The organism is Pseudomonas sp. 65/3-MNA-CIBAN-0223 (genome assembly GCF_040310425.1).
GTDB classification, from domain to species: domain Bacteria; phylum Pseudomonadota; class Gammaproteobacteria; order Pseudomonadales; family Pseudomonadaceae; genus Aquipseudomonas; species Aquipseudomonas gregormendelii.
Genome location: NZ_JBEOPV010000024.1, coordinates 1 through 19,211 on the forward strand (window position 1 = coordinate 1; position 19,211 = coordinate 19,211).

16 protein-coding genes and 1 pseudogene are annotated in these 19,211 nt (G+C 54.7%); 6 read left to right on the forward strand and 11 right to left on the reverse strand.

Translation table 11 applies throughout. From position 1 onward, the window contains the following. Positions 1–188 precede the first annotated feature (188 nt). Both AAEZ09_RS23535 and AAEZ09_RS23540 read right to left on the reverse strand, forming a co-directional pair. Positions 189–968 carry an SDR family NAD(P)-dependent oxidoreductase gene (locus AAEZ09_RS23535; RefSeq protein WP_350600981.1) on the reverse strand — a complete coding sequence of 260 codons (780 nt, stop codon included), beginning with the start codon at positions 966–968 and terminating at the stop codon, positions 189–191. Positions 969–1,112: 144 nt separating this feature from the next. After that, positions 1,113–1,478, reverse strand: coding sequence for a histone-like nucleoid-structuring protein, MvaT/MvaU family (locus AAEZ09_RS23540; RefSeq protein ID WP_350600982.1), 366 nt, complete (start codon positions 1,476–1,478; stop codon positions 1,113–1,115). A 558-nt stretch (positions 1,479–2,036) separates the two neighbouring features. Here AAEZ09_RS23540 and AAEZ09_RS23545 point away from each other — a divergent pair. Continuing rightward, positions 2,037–2,486 (forward strand): annotated as a pseudogene (locus AAEZ09_RS23545) (transposase domain-containing protein); the annotation flags it as partial. Positions 2,487–2,584: 98 nt separating this feature from the next. On the opposite strand, the gene AAEZ09_RS23550 reads toward AAEZ09_RS23545, so the two are convergent. Together AAEZ09_RS23550 and AAEZ09_RS23555 are read right to left on the reverse strand one after the other, a co-directional pair. After that, positions 2,585–4,996, reverse strand: a complete 2,412-nt coding sequence (locus tag AAEZ09_RS23550; RefSeq protein WP_350600983.1) for a hypothetical protein — start codon at positions 4,994–4,996, stop codon at positions 2,585–2,587. A gap of 1,020 nt (positions 4,997–6,016) precedes the next feature. Beyond that, positions 6,017–6,352: a hypothetical protein gene (locus tag AAEZ09_RS23555; RefSeq protein WP_350600984.1), complete on the reverse strand. Its 336-nt coding sequence runs from the start codon at positions 6,350–6,352 to the stop codon at positions 6,017–6,019. 515 nt (positions 6,353–6,867) lie between these two features. On the opposite strand from AAEZ09_RS23555, the gene AAEZ09_RS23560 reads away from it, so the two are divergent. The 4 genes from AAEZ09_RS23560 (at position 6,868) to AAEZ09_RS23575 (ending at position 9,951) form a co-directional block, all read left to right on the forward strand. Further along, on the forward strand, positions 6,868–7,878 hold the full coding sequence (locus tag AAEZ09_RS23560; protein WP_350600986.1) for a zinc-dependent alcohol dehydrogenase family protein: 1,011 nt from the start codon (positions 6,868–6,870) through the stop codon (positions 7,876–7,878). A gap of 212 nt (positions 7,879–8,090) precedes the next feature. Further along, positions 8,091–9,179 carry an SDR family oxidoreductase gene (locus tag AAEZ09_RS23565; RefSeq protein WP_350600987.1) on the forward strand — a complete coding sequence of 363 codons (1,089 nt, stop codon included), beginning with the start codon at positions 8,091–8,093 and terminating at the stop codon, positions 9,177–9,179. Positions 9,180–9,272: 93 nt separating this feature from the next. After that, complete coding sequence (locus AAEZ09_RS23570) at positions 9,273–9,716, forward strand: thiol-disulfide oxidoreductase DCC family protein (RefSeq protein ID WP_350601041.1); 444 nt, start codon at positions 9,273–9,275, stop codon at positions 9,714–9,716. 145 nt (positions 9,717–9,861) lie between these two features. Beyond that, positions 9,862–9,951 carry a hypothetical protein gene (locus tag AAEZ09_RS23575; RefSeq protein WP_350601042.1) on the forward strand — a complete coding sequence of 30 codons (90 nt, stop codon included), beginning with the start codon at positions 9,862–9,864 and terminating at the stop codon, positions 9,949–9,951. Positions 9,952–10,016: 65 nt separating this feature from the next. On the opposite strand, the gene AAEZ09_RS23580 is transcribed toward AAEZ09_RS23575, so the two are convergent. From AAEZ09_RS23580 to AAEZ09_RS23600, 5 genes are all read right to left on the reverse strand, one after another. Further along, the gene (locus AAEZ09_RS23580) at positions 10,017–11,285 is read right to left on the reverse strand and encodes an AMP-binding protein (protein WP_350600989.1); all 1,269 of its coding nucleotides are present in this window, start codon (positions 11,283–11,285) and stop codon (positions 10,017–10,019) included. A gap of 36 nt (positions 11,286–11,321) precedes the next feature. After that, entirely contained in the window at positions 11,322–11,699 is a 378-nt protein-coding gene (gene pyp / locus AAEZ09_RS23585; RefSeq protein WP_350600990.1) for a photoactive yellow protein, read from the reverse strand. A 362-nt stretch (positions 11,700–12,061) separates the two neighbouring features. Continuing rightward, entirely contained in the window at positions 12,062–14,311 is a 2,250-nt protein-coding gene (locus AAEZ09_RS23590; protein ID WP_350600992.1) for a putative bifunctional diguanylate cyclase/phosphodiesterase, read from the reverse strand. Positions 14,312–14,677: 366 nt separating this feature from the next. Next, positions 14,678–16,237, reverse strand: coding sequence for a diguanylate cyclase domain-containing protein (locus tag AAEZ09_RS23595; protein WP_350601043.1), 1,560 nt, complete (start codon positions 16,235–16,237; stop codon positions 14,678–14,680). Between the two features lie 197 nt (positions 16,238–16,434). Then, entirely contained in the window at positions 16,435–16,611 is a 177-nt protein-coding gene (locus tag AAEZ09_RS23600; protein WP_350600994.1) for an alpha/beta fold hydrolase, read from the reverse strand. Between the two features lie 152 nt (positions 16,612–16,763). Between AAEZ09_RS23600 and AAEZ09_RS23605 the strand changes: the two genes are divergently transcribed. Then, positions 16,764–17,021: a hypothetical protein gene (locus tag AAEZ09_RS23605; RefSeq protein WP_350600995.1), complete on the forward strand. Its 258-nt coding sequence runs from the start codon at positions 16,764–16,766 to the stop codon at positions 17,019–17,021. A gap of 104 nt (positions 17,022–17,125) precedes the next feature. On the opposite strand, the gene AAEZ09_RS23610 is transcribed toward AAEZ09_RS23605, so the two are convergent. Together AAEZ09_RS23610 and AAEZ09_RS23615 are read right to left on the reverse strand one after the other, a co-directional pair. Beyond that, positions 17,126–18,463 carry a sensor histidine kinase gene (locus tag AAEZ09_RS23610; protein ID WP_045058417.1) on the reverse strand — a complete coding sequence of 446 codons (1,338 nt, stop codon included), beginning with the start codon at positions 18,461–18,463 and terminating at the stop codon, positions 17,126–17,128. Continuing rightward, positions 18,460–19,119 carry a response regulator transcription factor gene (locus AAEZ09_RS23615; RefSeq protein WP_350600996.1) on the reverse strand — a complete coding sequence of 220 codons (660 nt, stop codon included), beginning with the start codon at positions 19,117–19,119 and terminating at the stop codon, positions 18,460–18,462. The genes AAEZ09_RS23610 and AAEZ09_RS23615 overlap by 4 nt, the downstream gene beginning before the upstream one ends. Positions 19,120–19,211 lie beyond the last annotated feature (92 nt).

Here is a 19,211-nt window from a genome sequence, read left to right on the forward strand (position 1 = left end):
CATCGGGGCTCAACCGTTCTGTTCGTGTGAGGTGCGTATTTCACCAGATCGGGAAGTCTTTTTCAGAGTTTCCCTAGTCTATTCACTCGTCGTGTTTAACAAAAAAGGCTCTCTCGGGCCTTTTTGTACTCCAACCAAAATCACTTGGTCAGCCAGGATTCAACGGTCGCAGAAGGGACTAAAAAGTCTTAATTAGCTTTGTTCTCAACCAAGCAATTGCCTCCATCCACCACAAGCAACTCACCGGTGATGTAACTCGCTTCAGGTGAAGCCAAGAATACAACGGCTGCAGCCACTTCCTCTGGCCGCCCCGCTCTCCCGAGAGGTGTAGAGCGTGCTGCTTTGACTTCATCAGGAGTACTCGACCCTGTAGCTATCCAACCAGGAGCAACTGAATTCACAGTGATACCTAGATGAGCAACCTCAAGAGCTAGACTCATGTTCATCCCTACCATTCCGGCCTTTGCTGCACTGTAAGCAGCCTCTCCTGGATTACTGGCTCGTGTGCCGGTGGTTGAGCTGATGTTCACTATGCGGCCATATCCTCTTTCCCGCATCCCAGGCAACACACCATGAGTTAACAGGAACGCAGTTGTCAGATTTCTAGCGATGGAAAGATTCCAGGTTTCGAGGCTCGTATTCGTGAACTCGGCGAACGGTTCTGGACTCCCTTGCATCGCCATACCGGCATTATTTACAAGAATATCGATGCGGCCCCAGACAGCCTCAGCCCAAGCGACGAACTCACTAACCTGAGTTTCTTGAGTTAAGTCTACCGGTCGACCCTCTACTTCGAAGCCGGCCGCGCGTAACTCCGCAACCCTCTCATTGATGCGTGCGCTGCTTGCCGTGACGATCAGCTTGGCCCCTTGAGCCCCAAGACGATGGGCAATAGCCATACCGATTCCAAGCTCACTGCCCGCTCCACTCACAAGCGCCACCTGATCTGCCCAGCTTGAATTCGTCATCTTTGCCTCTGTTGAAGGTTTGCGAAGCACACGAATGGAGGTGTAGTAGATAGCCGGAAACGCCGGTTGAGGATTTGGTCGCTGACTTCAATAAACTGCAAATAAAAAGGGCTTTCGAAGGGCCCTTTTGTACTCAAACCAAAATCACTTGGTCAGCCAAGACTCGACGGTCGCGGAGCCATGTTCTGCTTTCCATTCCTTCAGCGTTTTGTGGTTGCCGCCTTTGGTTTCGACGACTTCACCGGTATGCGGATTTTTGTAGACCCTCAATTGGCGTGGCTTGCGAGTTTTGGACTTGGGCCCGGCTGCTGGAGCGCGACGGCCAGCTTGCGGATCGAGCAGGTCGATCACGTTCGGCAAGTTGTAGCCGTACTCGGCAAGCAGAGCGCGTAGCTTGGTTTCAAATTCGATTTCTTTCTTGAGGCCAGCGTCGCCTTTCAACGCCTCGAGAGCTTGGAGTTGCTCGGCCAGGTGTTTTTCGAGTTGGCGGAATTCTGCGAGCTTGGACATGGGAAATCGCTCCGTGATTGTTATTCTAACATTACACCAAAAACTCCAATTTTCATGCAGCGAGGTGCGTTTACTTTGCTCATTAAGTAGTCTCCGTTCCAGGATTCGCACTTAAGCAAACGTCCATTAATAGACATTTGGCAACGAGCGAAGGTTCGTAATATCGCATGAGAACATTGGTGTGATGGCGCCGCATCTGACTCTGGTTTGCGGAACGGAATTGTCAGCGGTGGGGTCGTTTGTATTAGACACCTTGGTGTCGAAATCCCGTTCCGGTAAAGAGGTAGTTTTCATGAACAACATATGACCTGGCCAGGAAAGTCTGCGGGTAGGTAGAGAAGCAAGAATATCCGAGCTTAAGTGTGCTCTCTGTCCCGCTGCTCCCCTTTGACCGAAGCCGAGATGTGCAATTGTTTTATCAAGCCCAATGCTTGGGGAAGGGCCACTGAGCGGCGGTGGCAGGCTTACGTTGGTTTTTGGTTCCATTGCTCCCCAAACCCCATCTTTGCTTTTCGCGGACGACGCGGTGATCGGATCAAATTGCTGTGGTGGGATGGCCAGCGGGCAGAGATTGAGCGCCTGATAATAATGATCGCCAAATTGCGGCGCACGCAGTCCGGTCGCAGTTCCAAGCAACTGGATGCGATGGTCGACCAACTTCAGTTGAGCCTTGAAGAGCTGGAGGTCAGCCAGGACGAAGTGATGCCCATCACTGAGCCAGCACCTCGTACAGTTTCCCGCCGTAAACCATTGCCTGAACATCTCCCCCGCGAAACCCATGTTCATCCGCCCGAGTCGCAATGCTCCGGTTGTGGTGGGACGCTTCGTCAGTTGGAGGAGGATGTGTCTGAGGTGCTGGAGTACATTCCGGCACGTTTCAGGGTGATCCGCCATGTTCGTCCCAAGCTGGTTTGCCGCTGCTGTGAGCACATCGCCCAAGTACCAGCGCCGAGCCGCCCAGTAGCCCGGGGCCTGGCAGGCCCCGGGCTACTGGCTCATGTATTGGTCTAAGGACGGCAAACACGTGGCGGCGCCCAGCAGTGAGTTCGGCTACGTGAACTATAACTCGATGAAGTCAAATAGCCGCCACCTGGTTTGATTGTTCGCTAACGGCGAAAGTCACCGCCGCCGCGTTGGGTCTGAACGTGGCGCCGAGTCTGGTCCGCACCTCTCTGTCGATTTTGCCTATCCTGGTTCAACTCACCCATGGATGCTTGGCCATTTGCGCGGTTATAGCCGCTGGCAGGACTCTGTTGAACACCTGCGCTCGGTCTGTTAGCACTCGATGCAGCCGGTCGCTGTTGTTGAGCGCTCCGAGCCCTCTGCTGCGTGGTTGCCTCATTGACTTCGGTGCGCTGTTGTTGCGTTTTTTTTGCAGGTTGCGCGTTGGTGGCAGAACTGGCCGCCTCGCCTGCGGTAGCGCGTTTTGGTTGCGCGCTTTGTGTTGGCGGTGACGCGTTTTTTGGCGTGGGCTTGTTCACCGAAGACCAGGAGCCATCATCATATTTTTGCCAATTCCCGTTGGTGTTTTTATAGACGTTGCCGTCACGTCCGGCGTACATATCGCCGCTCGCGGTTTTGCCCGCCGCCGCACGGCCATTGATACTGGTGCCGGCAATGGCCTTGCCGCCTGCCGAATTCTGGTACGTCCCCACCGAGCCTCTGGCCGTCGTCTGATGCTGAGTCGCCGCCCACTGGTTACCCTTCGTCACGACGGAGCTACCCCACTGGCCATAAGCATTCGAGCCTTGACGCGTCGCGCCATAGGCCCCGGTGTAAGGATTGTAGGCCTGGCCGACAGCGGCGCTGCCGTATCGCCCCGACACAGCAGCGCCTCGAGCGTAGGTGCCAGTGTTGGGATTGTACGACGCCCCCCATTGCGCGCCGCCATTGGGCCCGTAAGCGTCTCTTCTGATGCCGCTGGCACCCGTGTAAGGGTTGTATGTGCGATAGGCATAGGGCATCGGACGTGGGTAATACGAAGGATAACGACCGCCCCCGATACCGATGTAGGGCGGATAGTAATACCCGTTCCCTTGCGCGATGATCGCGCCAACGACTGCGCCTGCGATGAACACACCGAGGTACCCCGGCGTGTAACTTGCCTGCACCATGCCGCTAGGCATGACCTGCTGCGTGACATACGTGACGTTGTAGACGGGCGAACTCGGTGGGATCGTATAGATGGCGGGCGGCACAGAAGTCGTGGTTTGCCACGGTCCCGCCGGTGTCGACGAGTCGAACCACACGCCCTGAGTGCAGGCATAGTAACGATTGTCGACCTTGATCACTTTGTCCGGCGTGTTCGTTGCGTATGAGAGTGCAGTGCCTTCAATGGGCTGGAACTCAGGTTCGCCGCTGTATGACACCTTGACGGCGCTCGCCGCCGCAGCAGGGTTGACTTCAACGGTTGTCGGGATCTGTGCGAGCAGTACCGCATCCTCGGCCTCTGGTGTGCCGGGCACGGAACTCAGGACCCAGGCAGCCTCGCTGTCACGCGGTATCAGGGCAAAGTCAGGCGGCAGCTGGTTCGTTGCAAACGTCCACGGCCCGCCAGGACCGGGAGCGGAAAACCATCGGCCGGCGGTGAGGTAGTAGAACGTCCGGGTCGGAGAAAAAACGAACACATTGCTCTCAGTGTTCTTGGCGACCACCAATTGGGTGCCGGGTATCGCGGTGTAGACCGGCGGCCCGTCAAAGACAATTAACTCGGCAGGGGGACTGCTGTAGTACACGCCAAGCGCCTCGGCCTTTTGCCCTTTGGGTAGCGGAATAAAGGGCTTCAGATCTGCCCACGTCGGATCCGCCGGCACTTTTGACATCGAGGCGGGAAGCGCTTTCGTTTCGACCCAACCGCTTTTCAGGTCGGTCGAGGTCATCCATGACTGTCCGGTGAACAGGTAGTACTGGTGGCTGGCCGAGTCTGTGAACAGTGGCCAGTTGGCATTTACCACGAACGAAAGGTCTGAATGCTGGACCGGTGCGAGCGTCGGCTCCCCGTCGACATACAGCAAGATCGCCGGCGCATAGCTCACTAAGATGGCTGGCGGATCGTTCTTGACCTCTGTCACGGGCGGCGAATTTTTGTTTTGTACACTCGCAACCAAGCGATCGACTGACAGGGTCATTGAAGCCTGTGGATTGAGAAACGTGCGCACCAGTTGATCCAGCTTTTGGCTGGTTTGCGGGTCCATACCGGGAAACGCGGTGCTGGCGAATTGCGGATTGGTTAAAAGTGCCGTGCGGTTGTCGAGGTCCACATCGGTATGCGCCTGGAACGCGGCCACGCCGAGCTGTGGTTTGCTACCGCGAGGGGTAATGCTAAATGCCATTCGACCGCTCAGCTCCTTGAAATCTTTCCAGTCGTCGATCTGTGGCTGGTAGTAGATGAGGGTCGCGTCCTCCCGGACAATTTCACGTGGCCAGCCAGGGTCCAGTTGGGCGGCTCGGAGCGGCAGTGCCGCAAACAATACAAACATCAGCATCAATGCACGGACGGGCAATTTTGATGTGGTCATGGTTTGTTCAGAACCTGCTTCAAGAGGAGTTTGCTACGCAGTCAGACCTATGAAGTGTAGGCGATGGCGGTGTCGCCGGGATAACACCACACTGGACGATGGCAGTAAGCGATACAGAGTCGTTGATCTTGTAGAGGGAGGTTCAGCTAGCAAGCATGGTGTGTTCAAAGTCAGGATGGAGGCAGACGCAGTTTGTTCGCTCCTGAATACCGAGCATCGACGCCAGAATGGAGTAAGTCGTGCTTCCGCCAGCTTCTGATCCACTCGTTTCGAAATCCGGCCCCTGATAACTATGCGGGATTGAATGCCTATAGAGCGGGCACGGATTCCCGTTCCGATAGGACGCTCTGAAGCCGCTCCAGGTTAACCCGCAGGCACTCCCTCTCCGCTTCTTCCCGGGTCTGATAGGTTGTCTTCAGACGCAGCTTTCCCTCATTGTCGTAGAGGTTGAAGCCTATTGGTGCGGTCTGGCAGTAAAAGCGCACTCCTTTACGCGTTGATCCCGTTTCCGTTGGGATTGCAGGGACAACAACAAATCTCGAAATCATCTTCACGCCCTCTCCAAGCACCTCCTCACTATTAGCGGCTATAGGCCACTATCGCAAGCGACCGCAGTCAGTTTCCGATGAGAAGCACGACCGGACATGAGTCGATTGGATGCATCGTAAAAAGCTTGGCCGTCGCTTTTAAGCATAAAAGCCCGGGTTCTCGCTAACCAATCCCAGTTCACCAATCGGAACCTCCAAGTCCTGCCCGAAAAGGGTCTATCTAAGAGATTTTCCTATGAAAAACTCAATCTCACTAGCCTCGCGCATGGGACTTGGATTCGCTAATTGTCAGCCAACAACCATCTATGCATGAAGCAAGCTGAGCGCGGATAGGCAAGTATGAAAGCCCGTAGCGACAAGTCGCACACCGTCGCCAACGACTCGGTTTGTCACAGCGCGACTGCTGGCACCATACTCAATGATCCTGACGCAGGCACGATTAACCGCCTAAACTAGGAAGCTAGGAGCGTCTCTACATCGACTTGACCGATACTACTTCAACATACTTGTACTTCTTCCTGGCAGCCTTCACGGCCTCTTGCTCGGCAAGCAACGAGCTCAACGTATCGGCCTCGTGAATCAACTCGTGCATCTTCCCCTCAAATTCATTACCAACCCGGAGCGTGACCCTAAGCCTAGGCGTAAACGCTTTCGTTACTGCTTTCTTAACTATCGGAGCTTCAACCGGCTTGGTAAGTACAACCTCGGGCACAGGCTCCTGCACCGGAGGAGCAGAAACCTGCACTTCGGGCTCATCCGTACCGAACAGGGCACGACGCATTTCTTCTTCAGTTAATTCAGAGTTCATAGGACATCTCAAAGGAGTGGTACTTAGCTCGACAAATTTTACTAGGATTGTTACTGACTGGTGTCATCGGGGACCTGCATAGACGTCACATCCCCACTTCGATTTCGATCCGAGAGCCCCTTAACGCTCGCGAAAGCCTTTCCTTCGGCAGTCGCGTGATAAGCCCGTCAGCTCAATCACTTGCATGACGTGCTTAAAGCGTGACCGTCTCACGAACTGGCCTTCGATCCCCTGCGACATATCCAGGCGACCCCTGGTCATTACGGAGTTCTAACGGCATGCGACTCTTTCTTGATTGCGAATTTACCCAGCTCTCGGCGGCAGCGAAGCTTATATCGCTGGCATTGGTGGCATAAGATGGACGCGAATTCTACGCGGAATTGCTCAACACATGGCGAGAAGAAGGCGCAATCAGCAGGCGATTGATGACTTTGCGGCTAGGCTGATTATCGAATTGTAATTTTTCAATTTTCATTTCGTTATTTCGCGTAATTAGAAAATATAAGGAAACCCCTATGAGCAGCAAAACTATCTTCGTCCAACCCGGTGGCGGCTATGAAAAGGTTGTGGTTGGCAGCAGCGAAGTCCGAGCCGCAGCACGTGGCGAAATCACCGTACGCCTCCACGCCAACTCGCTCAACTACCACGACTTCGCGGTGGTCAGCGGTATGTGGGGCCCTAGCGAAAAACGCATCCCCATGGCCGATGGTGCCGGTGAAGTCATTGCTATCGGCCCAGATGTCACTGAATTCAAGGTGGGTGACTCGGTCGTCAGCACCTTCTTCCCGGAGTGGATCAACGGTGTGCCACTGGTTGAAGGCTTTGTTAGCGTGCCAGGTGATGGCATTGACGGCTACGCCCGTGAGCAAGTGACGGCCAAAGCCACATCGTTCACTCTCGCGCCTACTGGCTACAGCCATGCTGAAGCGTCGACGCTTACTACCGCCGGCCTTACTGCATGGCGCGCCCTGATGGCCGATGACTCCCTAAAACCGGGCGACACCGTGCTAGTCCAAGGTACTGGTGGCGTTTCAATTTTCGCCCTGCAGTTCGCTAAAATGGCCGGTGCTACCGTCATTGCTACCTCTTCAAGCGACGAAAAGCTTGAACGTCTGAAAGCGCTAGGTGCTGATCATGTGATCAATTACCGCAAAGACCTTAACTGGGGCGAAACTGCACGCGCTCTAACGGGTGGCCGCGGTGTTGACCACATCATCGAAGTCGGCGGCCCTGCGACGCTTGAGCAATCGATGATTGCAATTCGGGTTGCTGGTCACATCTCCATCATCGGGATATTGAGTGGCGTAAGCGGTGCAATGAATTTTGTACCAGCACTGATCAAGCAAGTGCGTCTGCAGGGTGTATTGGTGGGTAGCCGCAGCCAGCAGCAAGACATGATCCGAGCCATCAATGCTAATGGCATGCGCCCGATTATTGATCGTCATTTCCCTTTGAGCGAGATTGTCGAAGCGTTCAAGTATCAGGAAACCAACCAGCATTTCGGCAAAATTTGCCTGGATATCTAAGCACGCATGAATGGGCATGATCCGTATGCCTATTTCATAGATGAGCTGACACGGCGGGCGAAGCAGCGGAGATGGTGGATGGCCAAGCGATTATTCGGCGCGAATGATCTGCCTGGCACACATTGGCACACAAGAGAGGCCAATGCGGATCCGGTTTAGTTTGAACCTCTGTTGCTGATGCGGACTCCCAACTCTACATCAAGGAGAAACGTATGACCCAGACAGCATTGGTCGTGGGCGCCAGCGGCATCGTTGGCAGCGCCATTAGTCAGTTACTGATCGACAACAAGTGGCAGGTCGCTGCGTTGTCGCGACATCCGTCGCAGGCTCCCGGAATGATCCCTATCGCGGCAGACCTTCAGGATCCGGCGTCGCTGGAACATGCGCTGGCGGATTTGAAACCCACTCATGTATTCATTACCACATGGTCAAGGCAAGCCACGGAGGCCGAGAATATTCGCGTCAATGCCGCCATGGTACGCAACGTACTCGCCGCCATTCGCCCGGCCAGGAGTGTTGAGCATGTAGCACTGGTTACTGGTCTCAAACACTACCTCGGCCCGTTCGAAGCGTATGGTAAAGGAAGCCTTCCTCAAACACCTTTTCGCGAAGAGCAGGGTCGTCTGGACATCGAAAATTTCTACTACGCCCAAGAAGACGAACTCTTCGCCGCCGCTGAAAAGGACGGCTTCACTTGGAGCGTTCATCGCCCCCATACCGTCACCGGGGTTGCCGTAGGGAACGCGATGAATATGGCAACCACCCTCGCCGTCTACGCCTCGATTTGCAAACAAACCAATCGCCCTTTTGTGTTTCCCGGATCAAGAGTGCAGTGGGACAGCCTCACCGATATGACGGATGCCCGGCAGTTGGCGAAACAACAACTGTGGGCAGCCACCACGCCGGCTGCAGCCAACCAGGCATTCAATGTCACTAACGGCGATGTATTTCGTTGGAAATGGATGTGGAGCAGGATCGCCAAATACTTCGACTTGCCTGCTGCCGATTATCCCGCTTCACTCTCACCCCTTGAGAAGCAGATGGCTGACGACCAAGCCGTATGGACGCAAATAGTTGCGGAACACGGTTTGAAAGAACCCGATATTGGGCGTCTGGTCTCCCCATGGCACACCGACGCAGACCTGGGTCGGCCCATCGAAGTTGTCACGGATATGTCAAAGAGCCGGGCCATGGGTTTCACCGCCTACCAGGCGAGCGATCAGGCATTTTTCGATGTGTTCGACAAACTGCGTGATATGAACTTGATCCCTAAGGCCGTTCCAGAACGGATAATCGCGTAGGCGCCATAGAAAGGATCGCTTGAGGCCGAGAATCCTCAAACAACACACAATGCCTATAGGCTGTTTCAGATGGAGTGTGAATTGAAAGGGAATATGGCTCCCCATCGCTCAGGAAGCGGACGGCTAGTGCCACCAGGCGAAGCAGTCGTTCTATTCGATGGTACCTGCAAACTCTGCAATGGGTGGGCGAAATTCATCATCCGACATGACCGGGCACATCGGATCAAGCTAGCGACGGTGCAGTCTCCTGAGGGTCAGGCCTTGCTGGAGTGGGCCGGCCTACCCCAGCATGAGTTCAACACAATCGTATTAATCGCTGATCACCAATTCCACGTTCGCTCCGATGCGATGTTCAGAATTTTTGATCGCTTACCTGCACCATGGCGCTGGCTGAAAGTCGCCCGAATCATCCCTGGCCCGTTCCGCGACTGGATGTACAACAAGATCGCCCTCAACCGTTACCGGCTATTTGGCAAATATGATTCCTGCCAATCGCCTTCTCCCGATCATCGCGGTCGATTTCTGAAGCATGAATGAGTGCACACACATCACTACCATCGTCTTTGTGAACTGGCCTAATGATTTTGGACACTTCAATCGGGCGCTATCATGGCGGCCAAATCTGAGGTGTTTGGATATGCGTAAATCTTATTCCAGTGAGTTCAAACTCAAGGCCGCCAGCATGGTGCTGGACGAGGGTCAGTCAGTTCCCGATGTTTGTGCCAGCCTGGATATTGGCCCTAGCGCCGTTGGGTCGACCAGGTTCGTATAGAACGCTTGGGTTCTACCCCGGAGGGGGCCAAGGCGATTACCGCCTCAGCACAAGATTCCCGTTGGTTAAGGCTCCGCAGAAACCCCGCCCTTTATAGACCAGTCGCTCTGTTTACCCATTAAGTTATGCGGCAGCGTCGGGCCAAAAGTGAACGCTTTGGGGCGTTCCACTGCTGTTAGATTACGCATGCACCAAGCATGCAGGAATGCCTCCAGAGCCTCCTGGTCAACATGATCCTCGGCGGGCACGATGAACGCTTTCAGGCGGTCACCTTCGTGTGCGGACATAAGCCGAACAGCTGCAGCCGCAATCTCGGGAAGACACTGCAAACGCTCGGTGATGCGAGACGGAAACACATTGATCCCAGCCACCTGTACAACCTCATCGCGACGACCTTCAGGCAGAAAATGTGCATGGCCCAGCCACTTCACGTGATCACTCAATTCATACTCAATGCCAGTTTCACACTCGGCAAGGGTGTTGGCATGACTGCCGTGTTGCCATCGCGGAAGTAGCTGGAAGGGTAACCCGGGATCGCTTCGAACCCCGATTCCGGCTGTTTCACTTGAGCCGTAGACCTCGACCATGCGATCCACGCCTTGACTGCTGAGCTCGCTGATTATCGTAGGGTCGCAGGGGCTAGTAGAGGTGATCGCTGTAATCCCGGACGGAAAGCGGCTGCCCTGACGACTTAATTGTCGCCAGATAAACGGAAAGCCAATCATCAGGTCGCCTGCCCGTAGTTCGCGCTGGTGGGCCATTGCCAGTGCTTTAGGCGCGCGCATCACCGGCACGTGCAGTTGTAAGGGCAACAATATGCTGAAAATAAAGCCATATATATGATGGCATGGACTCAGTGCGATGATTCGTTGCGGCGCAAGAGTCGAGTCAGAGCCAAAGTATTTAGCAAAAAAAATTGTCTCGGCGACTAGGCCATCCCATTGCTGTGAGCATTGCTTAGGTGTACCCGTGCTTCCAGACGTAGCGAACGTAATGTTCTTGGATCCCCGCTGGCGGGCAGTGACAACCAGGTCTGCCCACTCCCCAAGTGTCTGGAAGCGCAGCAGATAGTCTTCAAGACCGCTTTCATAGATGTTGAAGAACATCGCGACACTGGTCGCAAAACTCAGGAGCTCCAGCGAGTCGGCGCCTATGGCGATCCCATCGTGGTCAAGCAGGGATGTTTGCTGTAAGTCCCCTATCAGGGTCGACTCGCTCCAGCGCTCGCTACCTGTCTGGTGTGAAGAGAGGTGGCGCAGGGTTTTCAGTTCATCAGCCAGTACAGAGATTATAACGGCCAGGATACTGGCTTTATCCAGTTCAAGTCGGTTCAAGGTCATCCTTTCTGGCTGATTAGTGTAAACGAGGGATCAGAGACGCTTTACGAAAACCCAATAGGCTTCGCCAATGAGGGCCTTCTTCATGTGCACTTTTACTTTCGTGGGCTTCATTTGATAGTCGAAGACATATTCGAACATGGTGTTGAGGCTGCCATTCTTGACACCATCGGCGAAGCGCCCTTGGAACTCGGGTCTATTGGTGCAAGGTGCAATATCACGGAAAAAATTCTTTCCAATTACTTCGCTCGGTTTGCGGCCCGTAATGTCACCTTCCGCAGCGTTGTACTGCAGGATTTTACCGGACGCGTCCAGCTGGATAGCTCCAAATGCAACCTTATCGAGCTGTCCAGCCGACATTTTGGCGAGAGTATTTTCGATGTCATTAGATCCAAAGCTTATCAATTGCATGGGTAACCCCTGCTGCTTGAGCGCAGCGAAATTTTTCGCTATCGTTAAAATCTGTACAGACCGTATCTTATGTACAGGTTTTGTACAACTCTGATTTTAATCGCGCCGCTAGTGAGAACCCTTCTGGAATAAAGTCCTCCGGCCAAGACTGGACTCGAGTGGCGCGGATTCTGATCGCCGCAGCCCGTTTTTCTGCACTCCGTTTTGTGTCAATTTTCAATCAACACTAACAAGCCGGGCCGTCATTAGTCCCCAGCCCGTTGGCATCCGAATCATATAGAATTTCGAAATGGCCATAAAAACGTTGGGGACGCATCGTTATCATAAGCAACTACGACAGGCTCACCACAATTTACTATCCCTCAGCTCGCTGACCAGGACTGCAGCAATGTAGATAATTCTTCCGCACGTACTGGAGGGCTGAACAGATACCCTTGCACGAATGGGCAATCCATTTCTTTCAATCGTTGGAGCTGAGCGAGCGTCTCAATGCCCTCCGCTGTGATAGCCAAATTCAACGTCCTGCCAAGGGAAAGTATACTTCTGATGATGGCATCACTTCGGTCGAAGGACATCATTCTAGAAACGAAGGAACGGTCGATTTTGATGGCATCGAGCGGGTAGCGATCAATATATCCTAGGGAACTGTAGCCCGTACCGAAGTCATCAAGCGCCACGCGAATACCTAGCTGCCGAACCCCCTCCAGCACGCTTGCGGTCATCTCAGGTTCGTGAAGAAAAACAGATTCCGTAATTTCAATCTGGAGCTCGTGTGCGCAAACTCCCGTGGTCGACAGCACATTGCTGACTTGAGCTACATAACCAGGACGAATGAGCTCAGTACCTGATACGTTCACATTCAAATGCAATCGTAGAGAAGGAAATTCGTGCTTCCAGCGCATTAGTTCTGTGCAAGCTTGTTGCATGACCCAATGGCCCAACTCATGAATGACACCGATATCTTCCGCTACCGGGATGAAGACGTCTGGAGGCACATGCCCCAGCTCTGGATGTAGCCATCTGACCAAAGCTTCGACGCCACTTATTTCACCGGTCTTGACGTTATAAATCGGCTGGTAAACAACTGAAAACTCTTCGCGCGCAATGGCTTGCTTCAGCGCGTTCTGCATCAGGAGTGCATCAATAGCAGCCTTTCGCATTGAGGCATCAAATATCGTCCAGCGGCCACGCCCCTTCTTCTTAGCGGCGTACATCGCTACATCAGCGTCTCTAAGCAAATCTTCAGGTGTTTCGTGTGAGGCGTCAGTTGTGACAATGCCCAGGCTGCAGGACGTGAAAATATCTTGGCCATCAATCGCAACTGGCTGGCTGAGCTGGCTAACGATGCGTTGAGCGAGCTCAATGGCTAGAGGAGCCGTTTCATCCCCAGCCAGTAGAATTGCAAATTCGTCGCCGCCAATGCGGGCAAAGATATCGTCTCCCCGGATACAGCTTTCAAGGCGCCGCGCGACGACTTTCAGGAGATGATCACCTGCGCTGTGGCCAAGGCTATCGTTGACAAATTTAAATCGGTCAAGGTCTAGAAAAAGTACCGTGGCCGCAGGTACATAGTGAGGCTTGCTCGCAGTGAACATACTCAGCAACCTGGACATAAGATAAGCCCGGTTGTGCAACAAGGTCAGATCGTCGTGAAAGGCTGCATATGAAAGCTCCTCTTCAATGCGCTCCCTCTCTAGCAGCCGCGTCTCCAACGCGACCTTCGCGTCTCTATCAGCCTGAGCCTGAAGTGCCAGCAACTCGGCTTCCTTGCGTTCGCTGATATCCCTCTGAACGGAAACCCAATGGGTGAACCACCCACGCTCGTCGGCGACAGGAACGATGCTCAGTTGCACCCAGAATTTGCTGCCGTCTTTGCGCGCGTTGATAAGCTCAACCTCAATGGGCTCCCACTTCGACAATGCGGCACGAATTGAATCGAGAGTCGCTCTGCTCGTATCTTCCGAATGGAGAATACGAGGGGTTAGCCCGATCACGTCTGAAGAGCTAAAACCCGTAGCGGTGATGAACGCGGGATTACAGTAAACAATCCTCGGGCCGGGCTGATCTATGGGCTCGGCCTCAGTGATCAGGATTGCGTCTTTCGCATTGACCACCACGGACTCAAGTAGCCTCAAGCGCTCGATCAACGGATCAATAGCCGGGACAGGTTCGGTTCCCTTGGACTCAATCAGCTTACTAAAAAGAGCGCCATGCGTTTGTAAGGCGTATGTTTGCGCGGCACTCAAGCGCTGTTGCGGCTCAGCACTGCTGACCAGCAAAACGCCCAACAAACTGTTGTCCGCCCCACGGACGGCTAGGCCAATCAGAAAGCCTTCTCGGAAATACATAAGCCGGTGAAACAAGATAGGCATGACCTGTCCTGCGGCTTCACTGATTGCGATCAAAGCTTTTTGGGAAACGACCTCACGTAGAAAGCTTTCAGTAGGGGCCTCGACGACCAGGTCTTCTTGCACGCCGTAACTGGCGATAATCGACCACTTCCCTGGCACTCCACCCACAAGCAGTCCCCTGGTGCAGTCTGCCGAGTAGGCAGCAGCCTGCACCAGCAGATTCATAGCGTCTGAGCTTTGGGTGTTGAAGTCATCGTGCATTTGATTGCCTACTTTCAAGCCATTACTGAGGCTGGTGGATACCAAGATATCACTATGCCATCACCTCCGTACGTCACTTTGACGGATGGCTCGCTGCCTAGGCTCGCGATGAAACTCGTAAGGTTGATTCGTCACGCTGAGGACGCCGCAAATGCGGGCCTTCCCACTAAAGCGCCAGACTCAATACCATTGATCGAAAAAGGCCAGCTCTAAGCACGGGCACTCGCTGACCACTTTACGACCCCACCCGCCCCTATCGTCTCATCACCCTTCGAACGAGAAGTCGCAACCGCATTCCATAACCCCACGATGACCGAGACCGTGCGACAAGCGGTGTTGTGAAATGACTTGGTGATCATAAATATCTCAAGGTTCTGGGTATTCAGTGATCGCAATACCTTTGCGCCCTAGCTGTTTTACCCCGTACATAGCTTGATCCGCTGCCTTGAGCAATGCGTCGAGGCTCTGTCCATGCAACGGGCAAATTGAGACGCCGATAGAGCAAGAAAGGGAAAGCTCCCCAACGCTTGTCACGACTGTACCCGCAATGGAGTCGAGCACCCTCGCTGCTCTGGTTTCAGCACTTCCGGGGTTGGATAAATCCTTAATCAGAATCACGAACTCATCTCCTCCGTAGCGGGCGACCGTATCAGTCGAGCGAGTGGCCTGAAGCATGCGAATTGCGACCGCTTGAAGAACCTGATCACCGATCTCATGACCGTGCTGATCATTTATCTGTTTGAAATGATCCAGATCGATCAACAGCACCGCAAACGGTTCCGCCCGCTCTTTCCAACCGGAGAAGGCTTGCTGAAAACGATCAGCAAATAGGTAGCGGTTTGGCAGTTCGGTGAGTACGTCATGGGTCGCAAGATAGGCGGATCTTTCGTGCTCAACCTCAGCTCTTTCTATCGCCCTGAAGTGCCGTATCAGTATCCCTGGAATAAGAAAGAGAGCCGCGGCGAGAACCGAAAGGATGATCAGCGCGTGCGCAGTCAAAACGTCTGCAAAACGTAACTGACGCTCAAACAGCAGTGTCATCGGTTGCGAGGTACTTCTGATTTCGACTCGATCAGTCAGGCGCGGCAAAATCAGACGATCAAGAAAGCCAGCATTGTTGGCGTTCGTAGAGAACACGTTACTTTCAGACCCTGCCCCGGCTTTCATGACTGCGCTGATATGAACCAAGGGATCTATGTTCGAATCATTGACCGCATCCAACAGCGAGCCGGTCTGGATCAAAAGCAAAGACACCATGGTGCTTCCGAAAAAATTGGGCCGATTGCTCTCCCTTAGATTTTCGGGCCGACTCACGGACTGCATGAGAATGTAAGCGCTGCCTCCTTCGTACATAGAGAAGACAGGTGATACAACCGGCTTCGGATTATTGTGAGTGCGGGCCAACGCGTAGGAAAGATGCCCAACGGTTTCCAATCTAACGCCATAGATGGAACTGGATTCGGGAAGCGGCGGGTACATAAACAACACAGGCCAAGTCTCACTGAGGTAGGCCTGATGCTGGGCAGGTTGCTGGGTGAGACTCGGGAAGTCTTTGAGCTCAAAGTCCGGACGCCAAGTGCGGCGCATCAGAGTCTCAAATGCAGCCTGCTCCAAGATGGGAACCGCCCTCGCCGCCTCAAGCATGTAAATATGAGGGTATGCGGACAATACGGCTGACGCATAACGGGCTGCGGCTTCCGTGTCGCTCTGATCGACCGCTTGGAGAAAGGCAGAGAACCCCGACAATACCGCTTCATTGGTATCAAGCTTATTTCGCACGATGCTCGAGATGTTCTGCACGTAATCCGAGAAGCGTGTCTCCCTGCGTTGAGTTTCTGACTTAAGCAGTAACAGGGCCGAAAAACCGACCAAGCCGGCAGCCATGAGAATGAAACCCAATAAAGATCTGCGCCTTTTAGTCAACATCATCCTTATATTCCAATGCGCATCATATGTGTGGGACTTCGGTCAACCTCAGGGCTGAGCGGCGTTGCTGCCCCAATCTCATATTAAGTGACCATCGCTAAATCTAGGGCATATCGCCGGTGAGGATCAGCGTACGCTGGCGCAGACGGACAATCCGCAGCAGGCTTGTCCAGCCGACCAAGGCGGCGAGCTGGCAATTACTTGAGCATCTCGGCGACCAAGTCAGCATAGCGCGGCAGACGCATCGGCCTGCGGGGCATTTGCGATTTCCCGACCCCGGGCACGTCCAACGTTATGGTCGTGAAGTCCACCAACTCATCGCGCAGGGAGTCGAAGGTACGAATCAAACCTGAAGCTTCATGAGGGCTGGTCATTGATATCCGTGGTTGTCACGACACATCCTAATGGTCAGCTTCATCCCTGCTACATACTGGGGAAATCGGTGACCGTAGTTAACCATCAAAGCCCCGATGAAATTACGCGGTGCTTAGCGATCTAGTGCATCGAAAGGTGTTGGGAGGAGATTTTGGCTTATCTGGACTGGGTTCAATGGCCCGCGATGCTTGTGACCGTTCTCGCCGCATGGCTAATCGGATCGCAGCGGTCAGGACGGCGGATGATCGGGTTTGTATGCTTCAGCTTGAGCAACGTGTTGTGGGTGATTTGGGGAGCCTATGCAGAAGCGTTTGCATTGATCGCCTTACAGGTTTGTCTATTCCTGATGAATCTCCGGGGCTTCAGGAAAAACGTCAAAGGGCAGGAAAGGGAGCAGTCTCATGACTGACGGTGGCCATCGAAATTCTTTTTAGAACCTCGGGCATTCATCCCCAAGAGAATGCACTCAAGGAGGATCAGCGCGATCGTAAGGGGGAAACGGTGTCCTGTCTTTCATGGGGCTCGTTCAAGCGGCAACCAGACGCGCACTTCGAAACCCTCTTGTCGACCGGTTGCAGGAGAGATCAATTGCATACGCGCGTTGACCCCCTGCGCAATCGTTTTGGCAATCGCGAGGCCCAGTCCTGAACCGCTGATTTCACGGTGACCTCGCACAAAGCGCTCAGTCAGGTGCTGCAACACCGACTCCGGTACCGCCGGGCCGCCATTGACTACCCGCAGCTGTGCCTGTTCGGTGAGGCTGACTTCCACCGGTTGATCGGTTGCGCCGTACTTCAACGCATTCTCGATCAGGTTGCGCAACAAGATGCCAAAGGCGTCAGGGTCGATGTTCGAGTACACGCTGGCCTGGCCCGGCAGATGCAACTCAATGCTTTGGCCGCCGCGCTGGCTCCACTCGTCGACCCCATGGGCCAGCAATGGAATCAAGTCCTGAGGCGTTTCGGACAACAGCCCGCCGCCCTCGGCCTTGGCCAGTTGCATGAGCTTTTCCGATAGCCGTGCCAGCTCGCGCAAGGCATTTTCGATCTTCGCCGCACGCACTCGCAACGGCCCTTCGGGCGCCTCGTGGCGTAACCGCTGGATCTGCGCCAGGGTCGCGGCCAGTGGCGTGCGCAGTTCATGGGCGCTGTTGGCGGTAAAGCTGCGCTCGGTTTCAAGGGCCTTGCGCATGCGCTCCAGCAGGTGGTTGACCGCCTCGGCCAACGGGTCGATTTCTGCCGGCAGACGGGCCACCTTGATTGGCGACAAGTCACCCACGCCCCGCGCCTCAACCGCACGACGATACGCCAACACACTGCGCAGGCTGATCCGCACAAATAACCAGGTGCCCAACAGACTCACAGGAATCAGCGCCAATAGCGGCAGCAACAAGGCAAACAAGGCCTCCCGCGCGGCTTCACGGCGGTGATCCAGGGGCTCGGCTATCTCGATAAACAGCGTCTCGCGCAACGCACTGGCGCCGTACAAGCGGTATTTTTCAGAAGTGGTAAACCCCTCAGTCGGCTGTTGATTGAAGATCTTCGGGTTGGCGTCGTGGGACTGCATCAGGATCTTGCCGCTGGCATCGCGCACCAGGTACGTCAGGTATTCCTTGTGCATTTTCAACGTCGCAACGTGCTGCGCTTCACGGGGTTCCTCCCGGTTGCTGATTTCCATCACGGCCAGCGGCAAGATGCGTTGCGCGGTCTCTTCCAGCGCACTGTCGAACGCTTCGTTCAACTCATGTTGCACCACCAGCCAGGCGCCGACAGTCGCGCCCAGCCACAGTAAGGTCATGCCCAGGGTCAGCCCCAGGCCGAGGCGTTTTTGCAGGCTCGAAGAAGACTTCATGCGGCCGCCAACCGGTAGCCCATGCCGCGCACGGTTTCAATCAGATCGCGCCCCAGTTTTTTGCGCAGCCGGCTGATGTACACCTCGATGGTATTGCTCTCGATTTCGGCACCGAAGGCATACAGCCGCTCTTCGAGCTGCGACTTGGACAACAACGCGCTAGGGCGCTGCACGAACGCTTCGAACAGCGCCCATTCGCGGGCCGTCAAGTCCACGGTGGTGCCGGCACGCTGCACGGTGCGGGCGCTCATGTCGATCTGTAAATCGCCGAGTCTGATCTGCGGATTGGGGTTGCCGCTGTAACGTCGGGCCACCGCCGCCACACGGGCCGAGAGCTCAAACAGGTCAAACGGCTTGACCAGGTAGTCGTCGGCGCCTGCGTTGAGGCCGGCGATGCGATCGGAAATCTGATCCTGGGCTGTCAGGATAATCACCGGGGTCACGTCCCCTGCCGAGCGCTGCTGACGCAAGAAATCCAGCCCGCGACCGTCGGGCAGCATCAGGTCCAGCAGGATCAGGTCGTAAGGCGTGGTGCGCACGCTGTTGCGCGCATGGGCCAGGCGCTGCACCCAATCGACGGCGTGGCCGTCATCGGCGATCTGCTCGCGCACCGCTTCCCCCAACCCTGGCGCGTCCTCGACCAATAAAACCCGCATCTGGCACCTCCTGTGGTGATTGTTGTGCCGCACCTTAATCGCCCTACCTGACGTGAATCTGAAGATTCAGCTGGTTGTCAGGAATGCACCTT